A 24,098-nucleotide genomic window follows, 5' to 3' on the forward strand; every position below is an offset into this window, starting at 1 on the left:
TAGAGCTTACTTATAAGCAACTTGTTTGACGGGTATTACCGGAAGATGATTGCTTGTTTCTTCCGTCATTAAAACGGGTTGAGCCATATTCCATAAGGCGATCGCCGGAATTACACCCACAACTACCCCTAACAATACAGGAATCCAGTAACCCGCCGCGCAACTCATTACCGCCGCGAAGATAAAGTTAGTTAAATAAACTATTAATGGTACTGTTAATTGCGGTTTTTGCAATTTAGGAATTGGTGTAGTTTTCCACAATAAGGCGGCGACACTCATAAATAAAGCGCTAGTCCCAAACCAGCCAGCATAGTTTCTATAAGGCGTACCAAAAAATGCCCCAGCTTCTTCCCAAAACCAAAAGGGAACGGCAGTTTGACTCATAGCAGGTTCTAAAGCAAAGTCCCAAGAAGTGAAGATTGCCGCACCTAGCGCGATCGCTCCTATATGCCTTAATAGAGTAGGTTTTTGGTCTACATTTAACCCTACTCTTGCCAGCAAGTAAGCCGCCAAACCCACATAAAACCAAGATAAAGGAATCGTAAAGGGTACTAATCCAGCAATTTTATAACCCAAACCGCTCAAGTAACTATAGTCACCAAAGGGAAAGCCTGTGCTAGTTCCGAGTAGTTCGCTACCTAAAGATATAACAATTGTGGGCAACATAAATAACAGCCAAGCTTTAACGCCCAACTGCCTGTAAGCATAAATTGATACTGCCGCTATTCCTAGTAAAATATCTGATACTCCCCCACCCGCCATACTCAATTGAAAAGCTGTTTGTCCCACACTTCCCAAGTTTGTAATTACCTCCGCGTGAGGTACGACTAACAATAAACCTGCTAGTCCAAAAACTTTTGCCAAAATATGACCGCTTAAGCAGAAGCGCTCCGCTTTAACAAGTTGCTGCATGAAAACTCCCTAACAAAACTTGACACTCCAAAAGTATCTTTATTAGTTTACAAATCTTTAAGAGAATATTGTAAGTATTTTTTTGATTTAGTGCGATCGCCATCTTTCTTCTTTGTTCGCTCTCGATAGGATCGGTTTAAGTAGGAATTAACTGTACTATATATTGACATTTTTTTTAAATCATGATACAGAAAATACCTTGGCTGGCTTTATCACTACTATTAGCGACAAATATTACCCTAGGGGGCTTTTTATCGGCTTTACACGAGCATTGGTCAGCTTGGGCGGTAGTTTCGCTGTGCATTTTATTACTTGGAGCCGTGTTGTCGTGTTCTTGGGCAACAATGCGCGATAGTTTTGCTTACTTACTGGCTTCAGATTTTAAAGCCTTTTTAGTGGCGGTGCTTGTGGCTTTTTTGGGGGTAGTGATTGTTTTTTGGTTACACACTTTTGCTCATCTTTTGGTAATTATTTGTGCTTTTTTATTAGCCAAGATAGATTTGCAAGCAGCCAATTTTAGCGATCGCCAAATTTTTAGAACTATATGTTTTATATCGCTATTGGGTTTATTTTTAGGCGGCTTAATTAACTATTTAATCTCAACTTTGATTTTAGAGTAAGGATTTCGGCAAAAAATCTATTTTTAAACAAAAAACCCAGCTAATTTTAAAATTAGCCGGGTTTTTTAACCGAACTGACTAAGCAGCAGCTACCGCTTCTTGAATAGGAGCAGCTTGAGGAGTGTAGACACTTACTTTTTTGCGGTCTTTGCCTTTTCTTTCAAAGGTGACAACGCCATCAATTAGCGCAAACAAAGTATCATCGCTACCGATACCTACATTATTGCCGGGGTGAAATTTAGTCCCGCGTTGACGCACAAGAATATTGCCTGCACGTACAACTTGACCGCCGTAACGCTTGACTCCTAACCTTTGGGCGTTAGAATCGCGTCCGTTACGGGTACTACCTGTTCCTTTCTTATGAGCCATAATTGTTCCTCTTTTTTAACTTTAAATAACGAGGGAGATCCCCCCTTAAAAGGGGGGGAAATATTTTTAAAAGTCTACTGAGAGAAAGACTTTTAAAATATTTTTTATTCTGCTTCAGTTTGCGCTAGTTCTTCGCTGGCGGGGATATCAGTTTCAGGAGCGGTAAACACTGCACCATTAAAACTAATGGAGTTAATCATTAGTCTAGTAACTTCTTGACGATGCCCCCGCTTTTTGCGAGTTTTCTTTTTGGGCTTCATCTTATAAACAAGCACTTTGCGGGCGCGGAAGTGCCGCATTATCGTACCTTCTACCGTTGCACCTTCAACAAAGGGCTGTCCGATGGCGATCTCGTTGTCGTTGTTGACTAATAAAACGGTTTCTAAAGTCAACGTTTCTTCCGGTTCAAGATGCAGTAATTCAATGTCGTAAAAGCGACCTGGTTCAACTCTTAGTTGTTTGCCGCCTGTTTCAATGATTGCGTAAGTCATGGGATGATTTGTAAGTTTGCCGTACAGGTAGCTGGATTTTTTTTGATAAATTCCAGCATTTGCCAAGTGTCTACCCGATCCGAGCAGAAATTAGACAGCCGATCTAGCATTATATAAGACTGCCTGAATATTTGTAAATCTTAAAAATAATTTTTATGTCTCAAGCAATGGATACCAACGCTTCAACTCGCCCAATATTCATTTTAGTTGACGGACATTCTCTAGCTTTTCGATCTTATTTTGCCTTTGCTAAAGGACGAGATGGCGGGTTAAAAACAACTACGGGTATTCCTACCAGCGTTTGTTTTGGGTTTCTCAAGTCGCTACTAGAAGTAATGACCGCTCAAAAACCCGAAGCAATGGCGATCGCCTTCGACCTAGGTTTACCGACTTTTCGCCACGAAGCGGACGATACCTATAAAGCCGATCGTCCTGGTACGCCAGAAGATTTTGTCCCCGACTTGAAGAATTTACACGAATTGCTAGAAGGCTTGAATATTCCAGTTTTAACCGCTCCCGGCTATGAAGCGGACGATATTTTAGGCACTTTAGCGGTACAAATGAGTGCGGTGGGTTACGAAGTCAAAATATTAACAGGCGATCGCGATTTGTTTCAGCTTGTAGATCCGCAAACGCATATTGGGGTCTTATATCTCAACACTACTTTTATTCAGCGTGGCGGTACAGGCCCTAGCGAATTTGGCATTGAACAAGTCCAAGAAAAGTTAGGAGTTTTACCTTCTCAAGTTGTCGATTTTAAAGCTTTGTGTGGCGATAAATCTGATAATATTCCCGGTGTGCGAGGTATAGGGGAAAAAACCGCCGCCCAATTGCTGAAAGATTACAATAACCTTGATGAAATTTACGCTTCTTTAGACCAAATCAAAAGCGCTACGCAAAAGAAGCTCATAGAAGGGAAAGACGAGGCTTACCACTCCCGTTTTATGGCGCAAATTGTGCTGAATGTACCTGTAGAACTTCAGTTAGAAGATTGCAAATTAACAGGTTTTGATAGCAGTAAATTAGAGCCAATTTTAGAAAAGCTAGAATTTAAAACCTTTTTAAGCAAAGTTAATCAACTTCAACAGCGATTTGGGGGTGTAGTGGAGGAAAAACCCGCCGTTTCTGCTCCCGTTATTGAAGAACCCGAATTTTCCAGCGATGACCTGTGGTTTTTTAGCGCCGCCGATACCGCCAAAGCCGCCGAGCAACTAATCTCGCCCATTACACCGCAAATTATTGATACAGAAGCTAAATTAAGGCAACTAATTGAGAGATTACAGACCTTTACTGATATTAATACCCCCGTTGCTTGGGATACGGAAACGACAGATTTAGAGCCAAGAGACGCGCAATTAGTAGGAATTGGTTGTTGTTGGGGTAGTGAACCAACAGAGATGGCTTATATTCCCCTTGGACACAAAGCCGGGACAAATTTAGATAGTGCGATCGCTCTAAACCAATTAAAAAGTATTTTAGAAAGTTCCAACTATCCTAAATCCTTGCAAAATGCCAAATTCGATCGCCTAGTTCTGCACTGTCAGGGCATAAACCTAGCTGGGGTTGTATTTGATACGATGCTGGCAAGCTATGTAATAGATCCAGATAGCAGCCATAATCTAAGCGATTTAAGCCAAAAATATTTAGGGATAACGGCTAAAAGCTATACAGAGTTAGTCCCCAAAGGTCAAACCATTGCCGATATAAGTATTTCCGCCGTCGCTGACTATTGCGGGATGGATGTTCATTGCACGTTTAAATTAGTACCTAAACTGAGAGCAGAATTAGCCAAAGTCCCCAATTTACACAAGTTGTTGTTAGAAGTAGAGCAACCTTTAGAGCCTGTTTTGGCACAAATAGAGTATGACGGGATTCGGATTGATTCAGAGTACCTAAAAGAACTTTCAGACAAGCTAGAGCAAGATGTAGCCGCCTTGGAAATCCAAGCTTACGCCGCCGCCGGAGAAAAATTTAATTTAGGTTCGCCCAAACAGTTGAGTGCATTATTATTTGACAAACTCAACTTAGATCGCAAAAAGTCGCGGAAGATTGCTACAGGTTATTCTACCGATGCAGCAACTTTAGAAAAACTCCAAGGAGATCACCCGGTAGTTGATGCACTTTTGGAATACAGAACTTTATCTAAATTAAAATCTACCTATGTAGATGCGCTTCCAGCTTTAGTACGCTCGGATACGGGACGATTGCATACTAATTTTAACCAAACTGTCACCTCTACCGGACGCTTATCTTCTTCTAATCCCAACTTGCAAAACATTCCAATTCGGACAGCTTTTAGTCGGTTAATTCGTAAAGGCTTTATTCCCGAAACTGGTTGGTTGATGGTAGCGGCGGATTATTCCCAAATTGAGTTGCGGATTTTGGCGCATTTATGCCAAGAACCTATATTGATTGAAGCGTACAAAGGCAACGAAGATATCCACACTGTAACAGCGCGACTGTTGTTTGAAAAAGATATAGTTACCCCCGATGAGCGGAGACTAGCAAAAACTATTAACTTTGGCGTAATTTACGGGATGGGCGCTCAAAGGTTTGCTAGAGAAACTGGAATGAAAGCTACCGAAGGTAAGGTGTTTATTGAGAAATTTAACCAAACTTACCCGATGGTTTTTGAATATTTGCAAACAATGCAACAACAAGCGATCGCCAATGGTTATGTAGAAACAATTTTTGGTCGTCGGCGTTATTTTAATTTTACAAGCGATCGCCTCCGCAAGTTGCACAATTCCAAAATTGCCGACATTAACCTTGATGAAATTCGCGGTTTGACAGCTAATGATGCGGGTTTATTAAGGGCGGCGGCTAATGCACCAATCCAAGGATCGAGCGCTGATATTATTAAAGTGGCGATGATTCAATTGCACGATATTTTAAAAAACTACCAAGCGCGAATACTACTACAAGTTCACGACGAATTGGTATTTGAAGTTCCCCCCAATGAGTGGGAGTCTTTGCAGCCAAAAATCAAATCTACAATGGAAAATGCTGTAAAACTAAGCGTTCCATTAATGGTTGATGTGCGGGCGGGTAACAATTGGATGGAAACCAAATGATTGACCACGATCGCTTATTTAAGGAACTCATCAGCACATTTTTTTTAGAGTTTTTAGAGCTATTTATCCCGGAAGTATTAACTTATCTAGAGCAAGATTCTATTACGTTTATAGATAAGGAAATATTTACAGATATAACGGCGGGTGAAAGGTACGAAGCCGATCTAATTGTTAAAGCTAAATTTCGTTCTCAAGAATCATATTTTTTGATTCATATAGAAAACCAAGCACAACAGCAAACTGATTTTAGCAAGCGGATGTTTCGGTATTTTTCACGGTTGTATGAAAAATTCGACTTACCTATTTATCCAGTAGTTTTATTTTCTTACAAATATCCCAAAGCTATCGAACCAAACTACCATCAAATAACATTTCCAAATAAAGTAGTTTTACAATTTAACTACGATGTCATTCAACTAAATCAACTGAATTGGCGTGACTTTGTCCAACAAGCAAACCCCGTTGCTAGTGCATTGATGGCAAAAATGAATATAGCAGATAGCGATCGCCCAAAAGTAAAGCTAGAATGTTTGCGTTTACTGGCAACCTTGCGCCTAAATCCTGCAAAAATGCAACTAATATCTGGGTTTATCGATAGTTATTTGCAGTTAAACGCTCAAGAAAAGCGGCTTTTTCAAGCCGAAATTGATAAAATTGAACCAACCCAAAAGGAGGCAACAATGAAAATAGTTACTAGCTGGATGAGAGAAGGTATTGAACAAGGACTTGTTCAAGGACTTGAACAAGGAAAGAAATCTGAAGCATTATCTCTAGTTATGCGTCAGCTTAATCGGAGAATTGGTACAGTTACCCCCAAATTGCAACAGCGCATTGAGCAATTAAAACTTAGCCAGGTAGAAGATTTAGCAGAAGCATTGTTAGACTTCTTTGAAGTTGCAGATTTAGAAGCTTGGTTGCAACAAATTCCTGTGGAATAATTGCCAGCTTCTATTTGCGAACATCATTAAAGGAAAAATCATCTTCATCAAAGTCATCATCGGTATTTTTCCTCGCACCAGCAAAACTCCACAATGGTTGCATTAGCGCCATTAAAACTATACCCGCACCAACGCTGAAAGCAATTACTAGAAAAAAGGGTAGTTGAATAGAGGTAAAAGTAAAAAACTTTAAAGATACTGGCGTAACGTTTTTTAACGATAGAATTGCGATCGCAATTACCCACGTAGCCACAATTAAAGAAACAATTAAATTAGCAATAGTTTTCATTTTTACTAAAAATTAGCGATTAGCTGTTATTTTAGCTAATCGCTAATTTATTTAAACTGCTACAGGTTTTAACTGACTAATCAGTTGTTCCATTTGGGAGGCAATTTTGTTTTGCTGTTCTACCGAATGAGTTTCTAAGTAGACGCGCATCAAAGGTTCAGTTCCCGAAGGACGCAACAACACCCAGCTACCATCTTCTAAATACAGCTTAATGCCGTCTTTGCGCCCAACTTCTTTGACTTTGACTCCCGCAATATCTGAAGGAGGGTTTTTAGTAAAAGACTCAATAGTTGCAGCTTTGTGGGCATCATCTAAATGTAAGTCTAGACGCTGATTGTACAACGGGCCGCCCGCTTCGGCGATCGCTTCTTCTACTAGCTGACTTAAGGGCTTACCTTCGTAAGCAATTACTTCCGCGACTAGCATATCTGCCAAAATCCCGTCTTTTTCGGGAATATGCCCGATAACGCTCAATCCTCCCGATTCTTCACCGCCGATTAATACGGCAGTTTCCCGCATTTTTTCGCCAATATACTTAAAGCCTACCGCCGTTTCAAAAATCTCTAAGCCGTACTTAGCTGCAAGATTGTCGAGTAAATGGGTAGTTGCTACCGTGCGGACAATTGCCCCAGTTTTGCCACGATTTTTACTCAAATGACGCGCTAATAAGAGTAAAACCGTGTTGGGCGAAAGCATATTGCCTTGTTCGTCAATAATACCAAAGCGATCGCTATCTCCATCGGTTGCTACCCCAATATCAGCGCCATCTCTTTTTACCGCTTCGGCAAGCTCTACTAACTGCTCTCCTTTGGGTTCGGGCATCCCCCCCCCAAACAACACATCGCGGTAGGTGTGGAAGCTTTCTAATTCACAGCCACAGTGTTCTAGCACCGTATCTAAGTAGCCGCGAGAGGTGGAATAAAGTGCGTCATACTTTACCTTCAAGTGAGCGCTACGAATGCGATCTACATCAATAAGAGTGTAGATAAATTTCAGATACTCTGGTTTGGGGTCAAACGTAGTAATTTTGGCGCTAAAATTGCCGTTAACGGGCGTATCGGCAGCGCTTTCAAGATTTGCGACAATCGTATCGGTAATTTCTGGGGTGGCGGGGCCTGCATAGTCGGGAATATATTTAATTCCGCAGTAGGGTGCGGGATTATGACTAGCAGTGAACATTAATGCCCCCGCAGAATTTAGAAGACGGGCATTGTAGGCAATTACTGGGGTCGGACAATCGCGATCGCAAATCAATACATTCCATCCCAACTCTGCCAATACTTCAGCAGCAGTGTAGGCGAACTTCTCGGCTTGAAAGCGCGTATCGTAGGCGACCAGAACCGGGCGGTCTTTGGGGTAAGCGGTTTCGAGGTAAAAAGCGATCGCTCTAGTTACTTTCCGCACGTTGGGAAAAGTAAAGTCATCGGCAATTATTCCTCGCCATCCATCCGTACCAAACTTAATTTGATTAGAATTGCTAATACTGCTCATCCTTTGCCACTCAAGGAAGTGTTTATCATTAATAGTACAGGAAGCTTCTCCTTTTTCGGTGTAGCTAAGAAATAGGAAATGGGCATTTTTCTAAAACTGTTCCTGTTAAAGGCGATCGCCTACTTTGAGCGGTTTATTCACTGTAACTAAGTAATGCTAATTTTTGGGCAACCTTTTGCCAGCTATCATCTATGGTCATTAGTTGCCCCGGCGGTGGGACAAGAGCGTTGGCATTGTCAAATGAAGCGGGGATTTATTAAGGCACGGCAAAAAGAACCGATAGTCAAAGAGCTTTTAGCTCAAGCTACACCACCGCAGCGTATTGGGATTTTGGCTCAAAAAGGCGTTTATGAGTTTCATCACCATAGGGAATTATTAACCCAGCCAGACGGTGTAGAAAAAGTTGCTCAGTTACTTAAGTTGAACAAAACAACTGAGGAAGTGCAGCAGCGTGTAATTCAAATATTGAAAAATTATCATCATGCTCCGCTATTAGAAGGTAAGCATATTGTTCAGTTAACACGCGGTGATGAGGGCTTCCCGCGTCCAATTTTAATTAAACAAGTGGAGCATCCTTTTAGGTTGTATGCGGCAATGGACTGCATTTTTAGCGAAAATGGCAGCAGGCTACATATTATAGATTTTAAAACGGGTAAGTCAGCTTTCGATCAAAGGCAAGCTTTGGTATATTTAGTTGCTGCTCGTTATTTGTATCCTCATAATTATGCTGTTGCTTCTTTTTATAATTTAGAACACTGCAAAAAGTCGGTGTTAATTACTGTTAGTTCTAGTCAACTAGATACGATTGAAAATCAGTTGGCACAAGTTGCCCAAAAGCATCAGCAAGATTTACGCCGCTACGAGCAAAAACCCGTTAATTTTAGTAAAATTTTTCCTCCCAATCCTGGCAATCACTGTCGTTACTGTGCGTTTAATTCTATTTGTGAGTTCTCTGGGTTTAAAGCGTCTACTCCTGAAAAAATAGAGTTGAAACCTTAACAATAAGATTAGAAAATTAGTTTTTTAAACAAATATTTTGAAACGAACTATAGCAATCCTAAATGAGCGAGCAAAGCCTTACGCCCCTATAATTAATGTTTATGAATCAAACAGGATTGCTATAGCAATCCTAAATCAGTCGTGAACAGCAAGAGGGTTTCGCCCCCTAACCCCCAACCTTGGGGGGACAAGACTTCTGCGCCACCTCCAATTGGGGGTTGGGGGCTATCCATATTTCATAACTCAAATAGGATTGCTATATCTAAATTTGTAGTAGTTGTAACAGTTTTTATATTTTTGCTTAAATAATATAAACGAAATTAGAAGATTGAATCGCTAATTTAATCTATTATCTAACTCGATTGCTGTCTAAATAATGCCAATTTTTAGACACATAGATAAAGCAGATAGTGCTTTTACTTGCTGCAAGTTTTTGCTGGCGACAAATAATCAGGCAGTTTTGAATAATGTTTATAAGCGTGGGGAGAAACATTTAGTGAGCAAATTAGTTAAACAAGCTACCACAATATTAGTAACTCAGGGAGCATTACTAGCAAGCTTGCCCGTAGCAACTATAGCAGCGACATTCAATTTAATAGAGGCGACAATATTTGATATTAATGCTGTTTTTGATGCTGGCGCGTTGAATTCAGAGCAACTGACGCAATTATATCTTAACCGTATCGATGCTTATGATGATAGCGGCCCTAGTTTGAACTCGCTAATTACGATTAATCCTAATGCTTTGGAGACGGCGGCGGCTTTAGACTTAGAGCGCAAAACTACAGGAGCGCGATCGCCTTTGCATGGCGTACCCATAATTCTTAAAGATAATTACGATACTTTTGATTTGCCAACCACTGGCGGTTCGGATGCGTTGAATGGTTCATTACCGCCAGATGATGCTTTTGTAGTTGAGCAATTTCGCAATGCTGGGGCCGTAATTTTAGGCAAGGCAGAAATGGATGAATTTGCTATATCTGGGTCAGGATATAGTTCTCTTGGTGGTGCTACTCTCAACCCCTACCAACTAAATCGTCAATCTGCCGGATCGAGTGGTGGAACAGGGGCGGCAATTGCTGCCAATTTTGCGATGGTAGGTACAGGAACTGATACTGGTGGTTCGATTCGTACTCCTTCTTCACTTTAGACATTTTTTAGTAGTTCAACAAAAAGCCGAACCATTGCGCGTAGTTCGGCTTTTTGTTGGCATTAGGAAACGCGGTTAATTAATTGTTACCCGTGACTAGCTCCTTTACTAATTCAGCAAACAGCCAATCAATGGCGCGACTGGCGATCCGACTGCGGATAAGTCTTATCGGGCGCGACTGGTCTTTTTCTTTATCAAATATTGAGCCGAGCGCCGTGCCAATAGAATTTTTGACGCGGTTTCTTTTTGGTTCAATGCGAGTAAAGACCCACTGCCACAGCGCCATTCTAATCAAGCTAGATCCGGCTTTCTTGCTTTTCTTCTTATCGCCGCTATCTTCCCGCGTCGGCGCTACCCCTAGTGCTTTTTGAAAGCGTCTACGGGACAAGTGGCGTTTAGTTGGTTTGCCCGATACTCTACCTTTTTGGACTTTAATCTCTGGCTTTCCATCCGCGCCAAAGTAGTTTTCAAGCGGATAGATTTGCGAGAGGATTAGGGCTTCTACCCGTTCTCCAAACCCAAAACGAGCAAAGACTTTGCGGTATTTGAGAAAGCGTACGTCCTTCATTAAAGATCGCATCATTAGCTCTAAAGCTCGTTCCCGGCGCTGGAGTTCGCAAATAGCCTTAGCACTGTAAATTACTTCACTTTCCAGCCCCAGACCAGAGCTAAGAGTCAGCTTTTTATCATACCTTTGGCTTTTACGTTCTCCGGCTAGCCACCCCCAAAATAGCGGCGCATCTAAGCTAGTTTTGGCGACTTCTGGGAACTGCCATGCTAAGTCTTGGCGAATCCGGTTGATAATCGGCGACTGTACCCGGTTGAGGTGCTGAAGGCGTAAAACAATGTCCCGAATTTGAGAGATGATCGGATCGCGGATGCGGACAAAACGGCGATCGCTCTTTTGATGCTCTAGGTAGTAACAAGCTAGTGCCAAAGCGTCGGCGGAGTCATCTTTATCCGGTAAGTCCAGATTCACCCTGTAGGCGTGTAATTGCTTGTGTCCGACTAGGGCGATTTCTACTCCAGCTTCCGCTAGTTTTGTTACCCAAAACTTAGAGTAATTAACACCTGTTGGTTCTAGTACCGCTACATCAGGTTTGAGAGATAGTAGCGCTTTTATACCCCTGCTATCCGTGAAAAAGCTGGGAAACTTGTAATCGTAATATAATTGTCTAGGCTCTTCTACCGCAGCAGAAAGCAAGCAAGCAACTACAGAATTCTTGCAAACGTCGAGTCCGACAACTCGCATTAATTATTCTCCTTTTTGTTTTGCGGTGAGCGCCTTTTTACCCATGGCATTTTTTGGTGGATTTATTCCTCCAAAAAATGCCCATCTATGCAAGCCTGCGAATCACCCATAGGCACGCACTTAAGAGCGCCTAATTCACTTTTAAGGCCGAGTCTAAGCACGAATGCTTAGGCATAGTGGGGACTACCAAACTTCAACCACAAGCGCCTATGAAGATGGAAAGGCACTAAGCCTACTTCTTTTCTAAGGTCTTCTTCGTGGTTGATTTTTTAGTAGTACGCCTTGGTTTGGACCCAATGCGCGACACTCCACCATTTAATAGATGGGTGTTTCGCTAGGTGAGTTACCCTAGCTCGTCAGGCGTTGTCGTGGTATTAGAGTTGATAATCTGTAACCAAGTGGTTAGCAGAAAAACTGCTTTTTGATCTCGATAAGTGGTGCGTTTTCCGTCAGCCCAAGTAACTACTACAAGCAATGGATCGTCCTCGTATTGAAAAGAGCGGACGTGATCTAAATTAATCCACTCATCCTCGGACAAAAAACAAGGAAGCATTGCTTACATACCGCCGGAGTAATCAAAGATGTCATCTTCATCGTCAAGGGGTGTAACTTTGTCCTCGTTTGACGTAAGTTGCCCGTCAACAAAGGCGCGTAACGGCTTGACTGCTTCTGTTACGCTTTCATCTTCCCCGACGGTGGCAGTGGCTTCTAGGCGCTCGGATTCGTAGTTGCCAAGGTTTTTAACTTTCTGGTAACTGATAGACGTAATAATCATAAGTTTTTGTTAATGCGAGTTTGATTTAGTAGGGTACGCCTAGCGCGTTCAATCGCTCTTGAATGCGATCGCGCACTTCCCCTGACAAGCTAGCTAAAACCATCTCCCGCCAGTTTTTAGGGATGGGAGCGACTTCAATATCGGGCAGATCGGCAACGGTGAAGATTTTGGGAGTATAAGCGGGCGCTTCGGGGATAAAATTTTTGTACCATTCCTCTTTTAAACACTTGAATAGCCACCCGGCAGCGCTCTGAATTTCCTTGCCTTTGGCGATGGCTGCTTTGTAGTAGTCCAAGGATTTAGTTATTTGTTCAATACTAAAATCCTTCAGCGAATTGGCACTGGTGGGAGGAAGCGCGATCGCATACTTTTCAATCAGTTTGATTTTCTCCTCAGTAGAATTTTCCTGATTGATAACGGGCGAAGTTGGCATAGGCATAGGCATAGAAACCACTGCCAGTTTTTGGACTCTTTCGTTAATGAAAATATCCTTTAATTCCAGTCCTTCAGTGGTAACTAATTCCCACACCGTAGATAGCCTTTTAAGCTTGCGCGATAGTTCCCCAGCTTCAAGTATCCAGCCATCAGCAACGCGAGATAATCCCATGCCAACATCCCCAAGGATTTTAAATACTCGGTTTGTCTTGGGGCGGACGATTGGTGTAATGTCCCTGGCACGATTAATAATTGTCTTTTTTTCCCTCAGTTCGGCTTTTAAGCGTTCGTTCTCCTCTAAAAGTTGGCGGTACTTTTCTTCCATTGATTCCGGTAACTTCACTTGCTCTCCTCCGGTTGATACAAACGTTTCTAATGCTCCATTACTGCCAAATGCGATCGCTACGGCTTACGGCGGCAAGTGTTGGGCGTGAGAAACTGAGACGAAAGGACGGACATTAAGACTTAATTCTCGTGCTGGAGGCATTAATCAAATGCCTGTCCTTTTGTGTTGTTTATTCATGTCTCATTATGAGGCTTCATCTTGTCATGTGTCAAGTACAAGCCTCAGATTGAGACTTAACTGTGGTAACATGAATCCTAGAAGTAAAAGACAGAAGCAGGAGAGTCAATCGCCAGTGGAGACTCTAAGGATAGACCGTACAACATACAACCAAGATGAATTTGCTATGCGCTGCGGTATTCCTCGTGCTACCTATCAACGTTGGATAGCAGGAAAAGCAGAAGCTAGGCTAACTCTCGGTCAATTAAAGAGCTTATGTCGAGAATTGGGCATCATCAAAGTTGAGGATCTGCCCGACGGCTTCGGCATTCAAAATCGTTTGTTTGAGTCCGAATAAAACCAAAAGCCGCCCAGACTGATAACAGTCTGGGCGACCTAGGGTGAAACATCGAGCTTTTACACTTCGCTTTACAATCATGGCAAAAAAACGCACCCTCGCTGACCTCATCCGAGACGAAGTAGAACAGACTTCGCTATTTGACACGGAAATTTATAGCGGCGGATATTCTCCCGACTGGGCGATAGATATTGGTTCGTGCGTCCCCCAAAAAGAGGTAACGCACGAACCAACGCACGAACCAAAGTTATTTGCTTGGATCCAAACTTACTGGGTATCAAGACGCGGAACAAAACACCAATACTATAGATTCTGCTACTTAAAAACCCCTGGGAAAATTGGTTCGTGCGTCCGGGTACATTTACCCGGCGGCAACACAAACAGCGATCGCGCTAACTTACTCAAAGAAAAAGTAGAGAAGGCGATCGCGTTGGGTACATCTCCCCAAGAAATCATCGCCCTGATTGCTGGGCGGTAATGCGTTGCGGCAGTGGCTCAGGCACGGCTATCGCCTTAAAAGTAATTAAGCGCTCGTAAATGTTCGCGCCTTTCTCATCCTTGCCTACGCAGCGACTAAACCAGATCGCCGCATCAAACTTATTTGTAGGACTGCGACGCAAGTAAGTATGGTTGCGCCAAATAATCGCCGTCGCTCCATCGCTGTCGAAGTCTGCCACCACCGCGCCGATAGAAGCCCAATTAAAAGCGCTATAGTCCTTTAACTCAAACTGATAATTAGGAGCCGCCTGGGGAGGAATCATGTGTTCAAGAGCGATCGCAATCCTGGCAAGTGACTCAATAATTAACTGCTGCGTTCTCAGGTAGGTTTGAAAGTTTTGGGGAGTCATAGCTACATCGTTAAGCCAGCAAAAGAAGTAACAGCATTAAATAACTGACAAGAGCCACAAGATTTGCCATAAGATTTATCGCCTCAAAGCTGCGACGGATTTCGTTTTCTTGCGGTGTCATAAATTTAATGAGTTTTCACTACTTCTAATCTATACGAATAGATGGGGGCGTAAATTCAAAAGCCTCCTTCCAAGCACTATCAGAGAGAATTTCCAGCGCCGCCGCCAATTGAGCAATGTCTTTGAATTGTCCAGAAACAAGCCTTGCCACAAACAAGCCCATCTGATAAGCCAGAACCGGGGAAATTTTCATAGTAGAGCTAGAGCCTTAGTAATGCGATTGGGGTCAGCTTCGATGTATCGAACCAAAGCTTTCGGGTCTTTATGACCCGTGAGTAATTGGATGGTATGCAGATCGACACCAGCTTCCCAGAGCCGAGTAATAAAAGTCCGCCGCGTCGAATGGGTGCTAAAGCCTTTATGAGTCAGCCCCGCTAGTTCCACCGCGCCGCGCAGCATTAAGTCCGCCGCCCGTAACGTAATGTGAGTGCCAGGATAGATCCGACTCTCGAACATCCAGCCCGATTTAACAATTGGGCGCATTGCCGCCAGTTTTTCGCGCAAAACCGGATGAACGGGAACTTGACGAGTGAAGCGATGGCCCTTGGTGTCAGCTTTGCGAATGCCAGAAGGAAAAGTAATCTCTCCTAGCGGATTACCCGCCGCATCAAAAATATCTTCTATTTTTAGCTGCACAATCGCCCCCCAACGCTCCCCAGTAAACCTAGCGATATCTAAAAGCAACTTATATTTGGGGTCTTCAATTTTGGAGCGGATTTTCACATATTCAAATTCAGATATTAAAGCAGCTTGACCGTAGCGATTATTTTTCACTCTTTCTTCTACTTTTAACTAATAATTAACTTCTTCTTTTATCCAAATAACTATTAAAAGTGGAATATCACCACGAATAACTATTAATTGAAAGTGAGTCAACTATAGCCCAGTGCTAGGGTGTAGCGTCATCAGTAATCTTCCTGATTTCCATAGAAGTAGAAGTTTACGATAAATTTATAAACCCATAAACTAGGAGCAAATCTACAAATAATTTTTAAAACTATGACGGCTATAACTATTGCTACCGACATTCCCACAAACATTAATACCTTAGAAAAACTAGCTGTATGGGTGGGACTTGCCCTAGAACGCTGCAACCCTACGTTAAAGATCCTCGAATCTCCCGAAACCGAACCCCAAAGAGTAGCGCAAGCCGTATTAATTCGCGCCGATGACGCTACCCACCGCACAATCTTGCGAATATCCGTGCCGATTAGTGCTGACTATGCCTCCAATTCCACCGTCAAGTTTTGGCAGAACGCCACAGAAATATCTAACGTCGCGCTGCCTACTGCTTACAAAGCAAACTAATGAGCGGTTTACTTTTGGCTTTTGTCCCGTCGCCAGCCGTAGTCCCAAAAGTCACGCCCCCCAAACCTGCTAGTCTCGTGATTAAACCAGGTCCGGCAACTGTTGCTAGGCCAATTCATCCCAGGATGCAGCCTAGGCTACCTGTAAGCCCTTTGCCCGCCGTACCTGGTGGAGGCGCTGGAGGTTTGCCCCCAGCAAGCAACATTCCGGCAGCGGCGGGAGCGGCGGCGGGAGGTTTAAGCCTGCCAGCGCTCGGTTTCGCTTTTGCTCTGGCAATTCCTCAAGTTTTATTCTTTGACCAACCCCTTAGCCCCGATCAGGGGAACGTTCCCCAACCGGGAGAACCCAGCCAAACTTTAGAACCGCCCGTGTTTCCTTTTACTGGCGGACAAGATCCAAATAGAGATTACGAGATACTTTTTGCCGTTACTAATTTGTCCTATTTCACTCCCTCTGGAACCGAAATAAGTGGGGGAGCAATTAGAGGCAAAGTTACTTCTGTAATAATCGTTCAAGTGTTTGTCGGCGATGACTCCAACGGCCGACCTCGATACACCCATACTGTTGAAGCTAGAAATAATTTAGGTCAATTAGCAACAAGAAGGCTAGATCCCGGTAATGGGGAAGCTAAAGATGCCTATCGACTTAAAGGACTCATACCGTTAGGAGCGGGAGCCGATAACTTTGGCAATCCCCCCGCCACGTCTCCCGGTATAGATTCCCCACCGGGAAACTTTATCGCTCCCGGTGTCCCCGCGCCGCCAAACTTCGCCCCTGTTCCCGTACCTGGTGCGCCCCCGCTAATCGCTCCTTCTCCAGCGCCTAATAATCCCAACCCCGACCAGGAAGAAGAGCCGAAGAAATCCCCCGTACCTATTCCCGTTCCCAGGCCCAGGCCTGGAGATACGCCGCAACCTAATAGAGATCCAGATCCTACCCCTAGCGCTCCAGATTTTTTCCCCACCTTCGATCCAAGTCCTACCCCTGGTGTGGGTGTGGGTTCTCCCAATCCTGCCCCTACCCCCGCCCCTGGCGTACCGCAGATCCAAAATCCAACGATTGTAAATCCCAGGATCTACACGCCTAACTTGCCTCTAGTTGGCAACCCATTAACTCCTAATCCTCTCCCCACTCCCGCGCCTTTTACGGCTAATCCCTTACAACCCAACCCCCTAAGCCCCAGCCCTTTTACCCCCAATCCCAATACAGGCAACCCCGAACCACTCCCAATCCCGGTGACTCCAGCGCCAAATACTCCAGCGCCTACCCAAACGCCGATAGATGACATTAGGGAAAACATTAATAGATATCTTGGACCCATTGCGGTTATGGCGGCGGGGATTACAGCTTTAGTTCAGCCCGAAAGATTGCGAGAAGCTGCTAACGCCGGATCTTGCCAATCTTTCGCCCCTGGTGGCTGCAATGCGCCAATCGCGAATAATGCGGCGGCGGCGGCAGCCAACAGCGCCAATAACAACACGCTACTTGCTCAAATCCTGGCAGTTTTGCAAGCGCTGCAAACATTTTTCATGGTTCCCATTCTTGCCGGGGTAAACCTGATTAATACTAAGCTTGGCCCTGTGATGAGCGGTCTTAATGGTATCGGTGGCTTTTTGGCTCGTACTGCGGAAGCTGCCAAGCTCGATAAAGTCCTAAACGCCATGAACACAATACTGTTGCTGCATAATGCCGCGATGCTTTCGCGCAATTTGGGCAGTACCCTAGGCGACCTTACGAGCCAGGCACTAACCACTATTGGAATTAAAGATTCTGAAGGTGCGGGTATTGATGTTAACGAGATTCTAGGCAAGCAAGCTAATAGTTTTATGGCATCTCTCCTCGGCGCGGAAGTCTGGGCGGGAACAAAAGCTAGTTGGAATAAAGCCTCGTCGATTATTGCCAGCGCTACTAATCTCATGTACACCATGCGTTCGATATTCGACTCCACAAGAGAGATCCTCGAATGGACGGCAGAAAATACCGGCAAAATCGGCAACGCCTTAAAACGCTTTCGCATTGTGGGAGAGAACGCCTTTAATTGGCTACCAGAACGCGTCACCGTGCAAAACTCCTTTACTCGCAAGCTCGACCGCTTTAGAGAAGGGGTAGACGACCTAGACGACGCGGCAAGTAGTTTTAGTGGAGTTCTGGGGGAAGTCCAGTCGATTCAGCAAGAATACGCCGATTTGCAGGAACAAAAGCAAAAGTTTGAAACCAATATTAAAGATTTGACTCCCAAGCCAAGAGTAGAAAACAAACCTGTTGCTGACGCGGCAGTTGTTGCTAAAACTGCCAGCGCCGCCCCATCGGGAATTGAAAACGTATTTAGAGGCGAAGGAGAACAAATAGATGCCTGAACCCGATAATTTTACCCCCACTGAGCAGTTTCAAGACGTTAATAAAAGAGTCTGGAATAAGCTCGTTAAAGAGTATTTTCGCGATGTTAATAAACTAGAATCTGACTTAGATTTGACCACCCCAAGACAAGCATTATTAAAAGCTTGTTTGCACAAAGAAGATGACTCGCTGCTATTAACAATTGGGCGGATGCAGTTGTTTTTGCATGGTACTACTTACACCCGCGACCAGTTCCCAATTGTCGCTGGAAGCTTGCTTGACGACGTTGATACAAGTGTTACCTACAGACCTAAAATTACGCTGTTTTTTGTGGAGGATGCCGAAGATGCGGAAGCAGGTTATAAGCCCGCAGATATGGAAGTAAGTTTTAGATTAATTAGCGAGACTTCTTCAACAATTACCGAGGCAGAATTAAGAAGTATTGCTACTAAAATTAAAGCTAATTTTGGTACTGGAAGCGGCAAGATTTTTAAAAAAGGTCGCAAGTTAATTTATTACCTCGACCGCGCTAAAGGTTATAACTTTTTACTTCGTTCTCGTGACTTAGCGGAGGGCAAAGAGTTAATCCGGGAAATATTAACCATGAACGGCGACACCTTAGACACGAGCTTATTAAAGGTATCGGAAACCGACGACGAAGCCGACGCATACCCCTACAACCCAGGAACGCAAGTAATCCTTGGCAAGCGTAAATCTAAACCCCGCCGAAGACCCTTAGTTAACGTGCGGTTTAAATATGCTTACGCGACGGTACACGGGTACAACAAGCCAATTTACCTCTATAGCAGGTCGAGCTTTATTCCCGATGCGTTGGTTCAGTTCTAAAGGGGGAAACCTAGGTTTCCGCGCCTTCTAAAGCGATTTTTCCTATGCCAGATTTGACAAATCAACCTCGATTACAAAGTACGAAAATTTTTAATTATGGGTAAGCGATTTGGCGACTTAGAAAAGCAAGCTTTAGCAATCCTAGCCGGTGGCGGCGATCCTGCTACTTCCTTAGACGAAGGCTTAAAAAAATTCTGGGCTTGGAAAATCAACCCCAGCGCGGCTAGTCATAATTTACCCGCAGTTTCCGAGCGACCTAACGGACGAGAAACCCTTGAGATACATTTAAAACCTTTTGCAGCTACACTGCCGGCAAATGTATTTGCTACAGTTACCCTCTCAAAGCGCAGCGATACGGCGGGTGGCAATGCGATTAAAACGGCTTGCGGGCTAACTGTTCCCACCGTTGGAACAGATATCGGGCTAAAGCTTAAAAATTTCACTCCCGCGCGAGTCTACTGGCGTGTTGGTAGGGCGGCGAGTTCTTCTGACCGGATTAGCCGAATTACTGGGCGGTCTTACAAGAGCTACTACGCTGCGGCTGATGAAGGGTTTAGTATGCCTTTTGGCAAAAAAGGAACGGACGATTTAGAATCCCGCCAAGTAGAAATCGAAACTGCCGTTGAAGAGCTTGCTGGCGTAGGTGCAAACGGATTAATTACTTTCTCCCCTGAGAAATACCGCAAGTAAGGATTTTTATGAGCTTCACTGAATCAATGCTTTTATGGCTGCCGTCTTCAATGTCCTTTGAGGAATCATTAATAGAGGAAGTCACGGCAGCTAATGGCGCGATAATAGATTTTTGTGACGGTGAATTGTCCTTTGCTGACACGCTAGAAGCGATTGAATACTACGGCGCTGATGTTGACGAGTATCGAGCGGGATTAGCAGAAGACTTGCAACGGCTGGGGGTTTAAGATGAGCCAGCCCGTCCTTAACTTACAAGTTCAAGGCAATTGGGTGAAGGTTTACGACGAAGTTCGCACCACTTCTGTTGTGGTAGACAGCAGTTTTATCCCGATTCCAGCCTTTGAACTTGGGGTTTTATTCGAGTCTCATATTTTAGCCGTGCGCTGTTTGAGCGATTCGGCTAAACCTACTTGGAGCTTTGCTGGCATTCTTAGCCAGCGATTCCAAATTGGATCGGGTGGCGGCGCATCGGCCTTGCCCGTCGTCAATGCCAGCAGTCGGACGGCAAGACTAAACAAAAGCGCTTTAGTCCAGTTCCAGCACTTAACGAGTAATTACCAGTTAGTTTTTGAGCCGGCACACTGGCTTAAAGATGTGCAGCTAACTGTCTGGGAGTACCGGGGGCCGGTTTCCGATACGACAGAAGAAAAAATTGACCTAGTGCTAGATGCCACTGACCGCATCGAAGAATTGCTTGCTTCCCCTTAAATATTTAGGACTTATTAGTCATGCTTGGTATTGATATTGCAGCAGGTGGCTTATTACTAGCTGCCCTTACTTTTGGTTTTGGTTCGGTTCAAGCGATCGCTAAGGAAGCTCACAACGTGGGTTTAAAAAGCGCTCGGCTTGAGGGGGAAATTGAGCTACTAAAGTCGCGCTTGATGGCTTCCTTGGATCTTGTCTCCTATAGGTTAGGGCAAGTTGAAAAATCAATTAATTGCTTTAAGGAGTTGGATTAAATGAATCGTCTAACTGAATTTGGCTTAATTTTCTGCTGCGTCATTTTGGTCTGCGGTGGCTTGTTTTTGTCTCTAGACAATCAAGATAACGCGATCGCCTTTATGGATTTAGCCAAGATTACCCTAAGCGGCTTAATTGGCTACAGCGTCCACCCTATCGTTAATCCTCATGAATAATTTAGCTAAAAGAATTGTTGAGTATATGCACTCCAAAAAGTACCTACTTTTTAATGGAGCGCAGCACGCCAACATCATTTACATCGAAGGACTAAACGCTAATGGCACTGTTAACAGCGACGCGCCCAATTGCTTTAATGACAGGCGTTTGGTTTTACAGACTCTTAACGGCATTCCTCAAATAATTGGTAACTGGGAAGCCACAACAGAACCCGGCAGCCACTACACCTATTCCCCTATGAATAAAGCAGGGGCGGCGCGAATTAAGTTCGGTCAATATACAGCTTGGCGCGTGGGTATGCACGGGACGCGCGATCGCCATGAAGCTTTAGTTCAAGTGGCTAATGTAACGGTACACCGCGACTTTAATAAGGATTTTATTCGGACTGGCGATCGCATTGATACAGGATTATTTGGCATCAACCAGCATTGGGGCTACGATTTGCCGCTTAACAACATCGCTACTGCTTCGGCGGGTTGTCTTGTTGGGAGAAGCCGCGGCGGGCATCGGGAATTTATGAATTTAGTCAAGTCAGACGTTCGCTACAAAAAAGATCCATCTTTCATCTTCACGAGTACCATCATCCCCGGTGATGAACTAACAAAATTATTTCCTGGGGATTCTTTTCAAGGACTTGTGGGAGTTAGACCAACTCGCGGATTAGTTAGCTTAGATGGGATTATTCCCTATGCTTTATCTAGAGACAATGCCGGGCCAATGGCGCGTACCGTCACTGACGCAGCAATTACGCTTAACGTTATGGCTCAAAACGATCCTAACAATCCAGGTGTAAAAACTCTAGTTCCTGCTCCAGTGGTAGAAGACAAATCTTATACAGATTATACAGACTCGCTAGATTTGGATGATTTAAAAGGCGCTCGTCTTGGTGTGGTTGGTAATTATTTTGGGGTTGAAAATGGTGTCGATCCTGAAGTTGATTTGTTGATGGGCGAAGCACTAGATACGATCAGAGATTTAGGTGCAACTACTGTTGATGTCAACTTTGATAACAGTTTTCTGACAACTATGAGCGATGCTTCTAGAACTATTGCTCGTGCGGAACAAAAACCTTATTTAGAAGAGTATTTGGCTACTCTAGAAGATTCGCAATATCCCAAAACTGTAGAGGATATTATCGCTATACTAGAATCTCCTGAAGTTGCTAACTCTGAAACTCCATCAATAATAATAGGTACACTAGAGGCTACTTCTACTTTTGGCGGTTTAGATAATCCCGATTACATCAATGTTGCTAAAAATGTAATTCCCGAACTAAGAAAGACAGTTTTGCAGATTTTGGAGAGTAACGATTTAGATGCGTTGGTATTTCCAACTATTGGTACTTTTGCTCGTCCGCTAATTGGCACAACCGATCCGACTTTTGTTAGTCCTCCGGGTGCGCCACCAATCCGTCAAGTTGAATTTGCAAGTTTGCTTGGTTTTGCTGATATTACAGTTCCCGCAGGCTTAAGTGAGGGAGGATTACCTGTGACGCTTTCTTTTACAGGCAAACCTTACAGCGAAGAAACATTGTTGGGATTAGCTTACTCTTTTGAACAAGAAACAATGTTTCGCATTCCTCCAGATAGTACGCCGTCTTTGGCGGGCGAGATATTTGAGTACGAACCCGTTCCCGAACCAACTTCAACAGTAGGTTTTGCTTTATTTGGTTTGACGGCTTTAGCAATTAAATTTAAGAAGCAACAAAAAGTTAAGAGCGATCGCATCTACTAAATCTCTAACTTTATTTTTTTAATACGTGGCTGGAAATCATCATATTTTCACCCATGCTAGAAAATCTTTCTGTATGGCGATCGCCTTCTAATCTAAACTAAAATCACCAACTAAAGCTAATTGATTTGGTTCAGTAACTGTTACTTGCCAACTTCCGTCTTCTAATCTTTTGGGTGCTACATTTTTTATTTGTATAAATTCATCTACAGCATCTATAGGGTTAATGGGAATTTGATTGAGAGTTTGTCTCGATACTATGACTCTAAAAACTTTATTGGCTGGCGTTACTACTTTAAACTCTATACTTTTTGAAGTTGAGACAGTGTATTCTGTAACTTGTCCTTGAATAGTATTTTGTGGCTGATTTTGTCTTTTGCAAAACACATCTACAGTTTTTTTTAAATTTAGAGAACTTAACTTAAATTCAGGACAACTTATTATTGATTCTGTCCTAAATACAATTTTTTTTAATTCACTATAGTCAGGAATTTTTGTGTCTCCGTAATTGGCTCTAGTGCGAATTTCTGCGGGGGCATTCAACAGGATATTATTAAGCTTATTTCTATCTTCCTTAGATAATTTAGGAGATAAATAAACTCCCGCACCAGGAATCGCTTTACTAAGATGAATTATTCTTAGTTGGGAGTCATTTTTAATGACATCGTACCTACTAGATCCAATATCAACGTTACCTAATTTAACTAATTTTTTAGTTTCTGTTGGACTATAACCTGTACCTATTTTTAAAGATTTTCCATACAAAGTATAAATCGGTAAATGAAAGGTTGGGGCAGATTCGGGACTTCCTAAAGCAATAGTAGTAGTGGAATTGATATCAGCAATAGATTCAATTTCACTATCGGCGCGGACATATAAAGCGGCTCGATAATAAAGAGGTCTATCGGGATACATTGTAGCTATACCAAAGTAATTGTTGTCTTCTGCTACAATCGAAAATATTGGCGATCGCGTAAAGGCAATATCCCACTCTTTACTAGCAATACGCTGAGAATTTTGCCCGTAAGGCGTATCTCTATCAATTTCTAACTTGATATTAAGTTGTTTTTGTAAATAAGTTGCTAGAGTGCTATAATCTTCCTCCTTGGGCGGACTTGCTATACCAATTACTAATGGCTCAACTGCTAGGTTTTTGTAACAAGTACCCCAAATTCTTTTTTCACTTTTACTAGCACAAGGTTTATTTAGTTGCCAAGTCTTAAAAATACCTGCACCAACAGCTAAGGCGATCGCGCTGACAATTGCCGACAAAACTATCCCTTTATTTTTGTTTTTAGAAAGTAGTTGCATTTTGCAGAAGGGCGAAATATTGTTTAAGCGGTAGTTTTCTAAGTCTTAATTGCGTTTACTTATTTATTGTATAAACTCAAATCAACTTTGCCGTCTTCATGGCGATCGCACTAAA

The 24,098-nt window shown here is 43.3% G+C and carries 29 protein-coding genes; 16 read left to right on the forward strand and 13 right to left on the reverse strand.

The window, feature by feature from the left end:
• Nucleotides 1-6 precede the first annotated feature (6 nt).
• The gene (gene cruF, locus SYN7509_RS0200345; RefSeq protein ID WP_009632468.1) at nt 7-912 is read right to left on the reverse strand and encodes a gamma-carotene 1'-hydroxylase CruF; all 906 of its coding nucleotides are present in this window, start codon (nt 910-912) and stop codon (nt 7-9) included.
• A gap of 182 nt (nt 913-1,094) precedes the next feature.
• Between cruF and SYN7509_RS24755 the strand changes: the two genes are divergently transcribed.
• Complete coding sequence (locus tag SYN7509_RS24755) at nt 1,095-1,532, forward strand: hypothetical protein (protein WP_009632467.1); 438 nt, start codon at nt 1,095-1,097, stop codon at nt 1,530-1,532.
• A gap of 78 nt (nt 1,533-1,610) precedes the next feature.
• On the opposite strand, the gene rpmA is transcribed toward SYN7509_RS24755, so the two are convergent.
• On the reverse strand, nt 1,611-1,901 hold the full coding sequence (rpmA, locus tag SYN7509_RS0200355) for a 50S ribosomal protein L27 (protein WP_009632466.1): 291 nt from the start codon (nt 1,899-1,901) through the stop codon (nt 1,611-1,613).
• A 104-nt stretch (nt 1,902-2,005) separates the two neighbouring features.
• Complete coding sequence (gene rplU / locus SYN7509_RS0200360; protein ID WP_009632465.1) at nt 2,006-2,392, reverse strand: 50S ribosomal protein L21; 387 nt, start codon at nt 2,390-2,392, stop codon at nt 2,006-2,008.
• Nucleotides 2,393-2,547: 155 nt separating this feature from the next.
• On the opposite strand from rplU, the gene polA reads away from it, so the two are divergent.
• Both polA and SYN7509_RS0200375 read left to right on the forward strand, forming a co-directional pair.
• A complete protein-coding gene (gene polA, locus SYN7509_RS0200370; protein ID WP_009632464.1) occupies nt 2,548-5,466 on the forward strand; it encodes a DNA polymerase I in 2,919 nt (972 codons plus the stop codon).
• Nucleotides 5,463-6,404 (forward strand): DUF4351 domain-containing protein, encoded by a 942-nt coding sequence (locus SYN7509_RS0200375; RefSeq protein ID WP_009632463.1) that lies wholly within the window; start codon nt 5,463-5,465, stop codon nt 6,402-6,404. Before polA ends, SYN7509_RS0200375 begins: the two co-directional genes overlap by 4 nt.
• A gap of 10 nt (nt 6,405-6,414) precedes the next feature.
• Here SYN7509_RS0200375 and SYN7509_RS0200380 read toward each other — a convergent pair whose 3' ends face one another.
• Together SYN7509_RS0200380 and SYN7509_RS0200385 are read right to left on the reverse strand one after the other, a co-directional pair.
• The gene (locus SYN7509_RS0200380) at nt 6,415-6,693 is read right to left on the reverse strand and encodes a lipopolysaccharide assembly protein LapA domain-containing protein (RefSeq protein WP_009632462.1); all 279 of its coding nucleotides are present in this window, start codon (nt 6,691-6,693) and stop codon (nt 6,415-6,417) included.
• Nucleotides 6,694-6,744: 51 nt separating this feature from the next.
• The gene (locus SYN7509_RS0200385; protein ID WP_009632461.1) at nt 6,745-8,184 is read right to left on the reverse strand and encodes a phosphoglucomutase/phosphomannomutase family protein; all 1,440 of its coding nucleotides are present in this window, start codon (nt 8,182-8,184) and stop codon (nt 6,745-6,747) included.
• A 153-nt stretch (nt 8,185-8,337) separates the two neighbouring features.
• On the opposite strand from SYN7509_RS0200385, the gene SYN7509_RS0200390 reads away from it, so the two are divergent.
• Both SYN7509_RS0200390 and SYN7509_RS24760 read left to right on the forward strand, forming a co-directional pair.
• Nucleotides 8,338-9,183: a PD-(D/E)XK nuclease family protein gene (locus tag SYN7509_RS0200390; protein ID WP_009632460.1), complete on the forward strand. Its 846-nt coding sequence runs from the start codon at nt 8,338-8,340 to the stop codon at nt 9,181-9,183.
• Nucleotides 9,184-9,559: 376 nt separating this feature from the next.
• Complete coding sequence (locus tag SYN7509_RS24760; protein WP_009632458.1) at nt 9,560-10,333, forward strand: amidase family protein; 774 nt, start codon at nt 9,560-9,562, stop codon at nt 10,331-10,333.
• 79 nt (nt 10,334-10,412) lie between these two features.
• Here SYN7509_RS24760 and SYN7509_RS0200405 read toward each other — a convergent pair whose 3' ends face one another.
• The 4 genes from SYN7509_RS0200405 to SYN7509_RS0200420 all read right to left on the reverse strand — a co-directional run bounded on the left by SYN7509_RS0200405 (nt 10,413) and on the right by SYN7509_RS0200420 (nt 13,138).
• Nucleotides 10,413-11,585, reverse strand: a complete 1,173-nt coding sequence (locus SYN7509_RS0200405) for an IS110 family transposase (RefSeq protein WP_009632457.1) — start codon at nt 11,583-11,585, stop codon at nt 10,413-10,415.
• 343 nt (nt 11,586-11,928) lie between these two features.
• On the reverse strand, nt 11,929-12,138 hold the full coding sequence (locus SYN7509_RS0200410) for a hypothetical protein (protein WP_009632456.1): 210 nt from the start codon (nt 12,136-12,138) through the stop codon (nt 11,929-11,931).
• Nucleotides 12,139-12,141: 3 nt separating this feature from the next.
• Nucleotides 12,142-12,360 carry a hypothetical protein gene (locus SYN7509_RS0200415; RefSeq protein WP_009632455.1) on the reverse strand — a complete coding sequence of 73 codons (219 nt, stop codon included), beginning with the start codon at nt 12,358-12,360 and terminating at the stop codon, nt 12,142-12,144.
• Between the two features lie 25 nt (nt 12,361-12,385).
• The gene (locus SYN7509_RS0200420) at nt 12,386-13,138 is read right to left on the reverse strand and encodes a hypothetical protein (protein WP_009632454.1); all 753 of its coding nucleotides are present in this window, start codon (nt 13,136-13,138) and stop codon (nt 12,386-12,388) included.
• Nucleotides 13,139-13,433: 295 nt separating this feature from the next.
• Here SYN7509_RS0200420 and SYN7509_RS24765 point away from each other — a divergent pair, with 295 nt between their 5' ends.
• Together SYN7509_RS24765 and SYN7509_RS27410 are read left to right on the forward strand one after the other, a co-directional pair.
• Nucleotides 13,434-13,655 carry a helix-turn-helix domain-containing protein gene (locus SYN7509_RS24765; protein WP_227501455.1) on the forward strand — a complete coding sequence of 74 codons (222 nt, stop codon included), beginning with the start codon at nt 13,434-13,436 and terminating at the stop codon, nt 13,653-13,655.
• Between the two features lie 79 nt (nt 13,656-13,734).
• The gene (locus tag SYN7509_RS27410) at nt 13,735-14,133 is read left to right on the forward strand and encodes a hypothetical protein (protein ID WP_009632452.1); all 399 of its coding nucleotides are present in this window, start codon (nt 13,735-13,737) and stop codon (nt 14,131-14,133) included.
• Here SYN7509_RS27410 and SYN7509_RS0200435 read toward each other — a convergent pair.
• The 3 genes from SYN7509_RS0200435 to SYN7509_RS0200445 form a co-directional block, all read right to left on the reverse strand.
• Nucleotides 14,108-14,503: a single-stranded DNA-binding protein gene (locus SYN7509_RS0200435; protein WP_009632451.1), complete on the reverse strand. Its 396-nt coding sequence runs from the start codon at nt 14,501-14,503 to the stop codon at nt 14,108-14,110. The two genes, SYN7509_RS27410 and SYN7509_RS0200435, sit on opposite strands and share 26 nt — an antisense overlap.
• Before the next feature lie 145 nt (nt 14,504-14,648).
• Nucleotides 14,649-14,816, reverse strand: coding sequence for a hypothetical protein (locus SYN7509_RS30005; protein WP_009632450.1), 168 nt, complete (start codon nt 14,814-14,816; stop codon nt 14,649-14,651).
• Nucleotides 14,813-15,397 (reverse strand): tyrosine-type recombinase/integrase, encoded by a 585-nt coding sequence (locus tag SYN7509_RS0200445; protein ID WP_009632449.1) that lies wholly within the window; start codon nt 15,395-15,397, stop codon nt 14,813-14,815. The genes SYN7509_RS30005 and SYN7509_RS0200445 overlap by 4 nt, the downstream gene beginning before the upstream one ends.
• Before the next feature lie 225 nt (nt 15,398-15,622).
• On the opposite strand from SYN7509_RS0200445, the gene SYN7509_RS0200450 reads away from it, so the two are divergent.
• The 9 genes from SYN7509_RS0200450 (at nt 15,623) to SYN7509_RS29510 (ending at nt 22,675) form a co-directional block, all read left to right on the forward strand.
• A complete protein-coding gene (locus SYN7509_RS0200450) occupies nt 15,623-15,931 on the forward strand; it encodes a hypothetical protein (protein WP_009632448.1) in 309 nt (102 codons plus the stop codon).
• Complete coding sequence (locus SYN7509_RS0200455; protein WP_009632447.1) at nt 15,931-18,288, forward strand: hypothetical protein; 2,358 nt, start codon at nt 15,931-15,933, stop codon at nt 18,286-18,288. The genes SYN7509_RS0200450 and SYN7509_RS0200455 overlap by 1 nt, the downstream gene beginning before the upstream one ends.
• Nucleotides 18,281-19,114, forward strand: coding sequence for a hypothetical protein (locus tag SYN7509_RS0200460; RefSeq protein WP_009632446.1), 834 nt, complete (start codon nt 18,281-18,283; stop codon nt 19,112-19,114). Before SYN7509_RS0200455 ends, SYN7509_RS0200460 begins: the two co-directional genes overlap by 8 nt.
• A 96-nt stretch (nt 19,115-19,210) precedes the next feature.
• Nucleotides 19,211-19,804: a hypothetical protein gene (locus tag SYN7509_RS0200465; RefSeq protein WP_009632445.1), complete on the forward strand. Its 594-nt coding sequence runs from the start codon at nt 19,211-19,213 to the stop codon at nt 19,802-19,804.
• Between the two features lie 8 nt (nt 19,805-19,812).
• Entirely contained in the window at nt 19,813-20,031 is a 219-nt protein-coding gene (locus SYN7509_RS0200470; protein ID WP_009632444.1) for a hypothetical protein, read from the forward strand.
• A 1-nt stretch (nt 20,032) separates the two neighbouring features.
• Nucleotides 20,033-20,512 (forward strand): hypothetical protein, encoded by a 480-nt coding sequence (locus SYN7509_RS0200475; protein ID WP_009632443.1) that lies wholly within the window; start codon nt 20,033-20,035, stop codon nt 20,510-20,512.
• Between the two features lie 20 nt (nt 20,513-20,532).
• A complete protein-coding gene (locus SYN7509_RS0200480; protein ID WP_009632442.1) occupies nt 20,533-20,763 on the forward strand; it encodes a hypothetical protein in 231 nt (76 codons plus the stop codon).
• On the forward strand, nt 20,764-20,940 hold the full coding sequence (locus SYN7509_RS30010) for a hypothetical protein (protein WP_009632441.1): 177 nt from the start codon (nt 20,764-20,766) through the stop codon (nt 20,938-20,940).
• Nucleotides 20,933-22,675 (forward strand): amidase family protein, encoded by a 1,743-nt coding sequence (locus SYN7509_RS29510; RefSeq protein ID WP_009632440.1) that lies wholly within the window; start codon nt 20,933-20,935, stop codon nt 22,673-22,675. Before SYN7509_RS30010 ends, SYN7509_RS29510 begins: the two co-directional genes overlap by 8 nt.
• Before the next feature lie 87 nt (nt 22,676-22,762).
• On the opposite strand, the gene SYN7509_RS0200490 is transcribed toward SYN7509_RS29510, so the two are convergent.
• Nucleotides 22,763-23,983, reverse strand: a complete 1,221-nt coding sequence (locus SYN7509_RS0200490; protein ID WP_009632439.1) for a phosphate/phosphite/phosphonate ABC transporter substrate-binding protein — start codon at nt 23,981-23,983, stop codon at nt 22,763-22,765.
• Nucleotides 23,984-24,098: the final 115 nt, after the last annotated feature.

Source organism: Synechocystis sp. PCC 7509 (assembly GCF_000332075.2).
GTDB lineage: Bacteria > Cyanobacteriota > Cyanobacteriia > Cyanobacteriales > Chroococcidiopsidaceae > Aliterella.